The sequence below is a fragment of the Kitasatospora sp. NPDC018058 genome, assembly GCF_044327205.1.
GTDB lineage: Bacteria > Actinomycetota > Actinomycetes > Streptomycetales > Streptomycetaceae > Kitasatospora.
Window position 1 is genome coordinate 1 of the sequence record NZ_JBIRFA010000137.1, and the last position, 1816, is coordinate 1816.

1 protein-coding gene and 1 pseudogene are annotated in these 1816 nt (G+C 69.9%); one reads left to right on the forward strand and one right to left on the reverse strand.

What is annotated here, in order from left to right; genetic code table 11:
* Positions 1 to 91: 91 nt before the first annotated feature.
* Positions 92 to 268, reverse strand: a pseudogene (locus ACH4E7_RS45550) (GH25 family lysozyme); the annotation flags it as partial.
* A gap of 219 nt (positions 269 to 487) precedes the next feature.
* On the opposite strand from ACH4E7_RS45550, the gene ACH4E7_RS45555 reads away from it, so the two are divergent.
* Entirely contained in the window at positions 488 to 1549 is a 1062-nt protein-coding gene (locus ACH4E7_RS45555) for an IS110 family transposase (protein ID WP_396255124.1), read from the forward strand.
* The last annotated feature ends 267 nt before the right edge of the window (positions 1550 to 1816 follow it).

Here is a 1816-nt window from a genome sequence, read left to right on the forward strand (position 1 = left end):
CGCCGACCGTGGGAGCGAACGCGGGAGACCAGGACACCCAAGACCGTTCGGGGCGTCCGGCCGTGCAACTCATGCACAGTCAGTAGGAACGGTTGTACTCGATGTCCAGTGCGGGCGGCAGGGTCTGGCCGTCGGCGGACCAGCCGCCGCCATGGTCGACGAACCAGTTGGCCTGGGCGGAGCCGGAGGAGTTGTCCGGCAGCGCGAAGTGGTAGGCGCCGCGGATCAGGCCGGAGTCGTAGGAGCCGTTGTACTGCTGGGCGAAGTACGTCGACCGATCCGGCGAGCAGATCCTACAGCCCTGGGAGCGTCGCGAGAAGTCGGGAAGGTCCGGGGGCTGGCTGCGCGATCACGCGAGCACCATCCATGCGGGCGACGATTCGATATCGCGCTCTGACCTGACCCTATGAGGGCCGGGCCCCTTCCGTGCTCAGCCCGGCGATGCCTATCGTCCGGGTACACACGAGCTCGGGAAGGAGGCCCGGCAATGTCTGTCTACGTCGGGATCGACGTGCACCGCAAGCGGTCCCAGATCGCCCTGATCGATGAGGACGGCACGGTCCAGGTCAACCGGAACGTTCCCAACGGCGTCGAAACCGTTCTCGGGGTGATCGGCGACCTGCCGATCGGCACCCCGGTCGCGTTCGAGGCCGCCTACGGCTGGGGCTGGCTGGTGGAGCTCCTGGAGGACTACGGCTACGACCCCCACCTGGTCCACCCGCTGCAGTGCAAGGCGATCGCGTCCGCGAGGCTGAAGAACGACAAGGTCGACGCAGCCACCCTCGGCCAGCTCCTGCGCGCCGACCTCTTGCCGGAGGCATGGATCGCCCCGTTGGACGTGCGCCAGCAGCGTGGCCTGCTCCGGCACCGTTTTCAGCTGGTCCGCCTGCGCACCCTGCTCAGGAACCGTATTCACGCCGTCCTCGCCGATCTCGGCCACACCCGCCCGGCCGGTGGCTGCTTCACCGGCCCGGGCCGCACCTGGCTGGCCGACCTGCCGCTCCCGGACGCCTCCCGCCACATCGTCGACGACCTCCTCGTGGCCATGGACGCCCTGCAGCCGCTCATCGACGTCCTCGACAAGGAACTCGCCGCACTCGCCCGCGGCGACCCCCGCGCCACCGCGCTGATGGAACTGCCCGGCGTCGGCATCCTCACCGCGCTCGCGATCGTCGCCGAGGTCGGCGACGTCACCCGCTTCCCCTCCGCGCGCAAGCTCGCCTCCTGGGCCGGCCTCACTCCCACCGTCCGCAACTCCGACCGCACCGTCCACCACGGGCACATCTCCAAGCAGGGCTCGCCCTGGCTGCGCTGGATCATGTGCGAGGCCGCACAGACGGCCAAGCGCCACCCCGATTTCGCCCCCGCCTACCAGGACATGGCCCGCCGCCGGGGCAAGAAGATCGCCACCACCGCGGTCGCCCGCAAGCTCCTCACCCACGCCTACCACGTCCTGCGAGAGGTCCACGACGAGCAGACGAAACCCGGCCGAAGAACCAGCCGAACCAGCCGATCACCGGCACCGGGGACGGCCCCACACTCCGGGTGAGCCCGCAACGTTGCATGAGCCGGCACCGCCGCGCTCGATGACCTGACTGAGCAGCCCGGTCCCCCGAACCACGGTCATGGCGCCGATTCCGGTCGGACGCCGGATGGGTGCGTGTGACACCACACGACGACCGATCCCCGGGGGACGCCAACCCATTGTCCCGTCCCCACACACGTGTTCGCGGATTCCCGCCCGCCAGTGTCGACCGCCGCTCGTCGGCGTCCAGCTCGTTCGTCCTCGCCCGCTCGATTCCTCGCGGCCTGCGGG

Bases quoted from the DNA above. Each gene is read 5' to 3' on its own strand.
- ACH4E7_RS45555 (WP_396255124.1), top strand. From the start codon at position 488: ATGTCTGTCTACGTCGGGATCGACGTGCACCGCAAGCGGTCCCAGATC.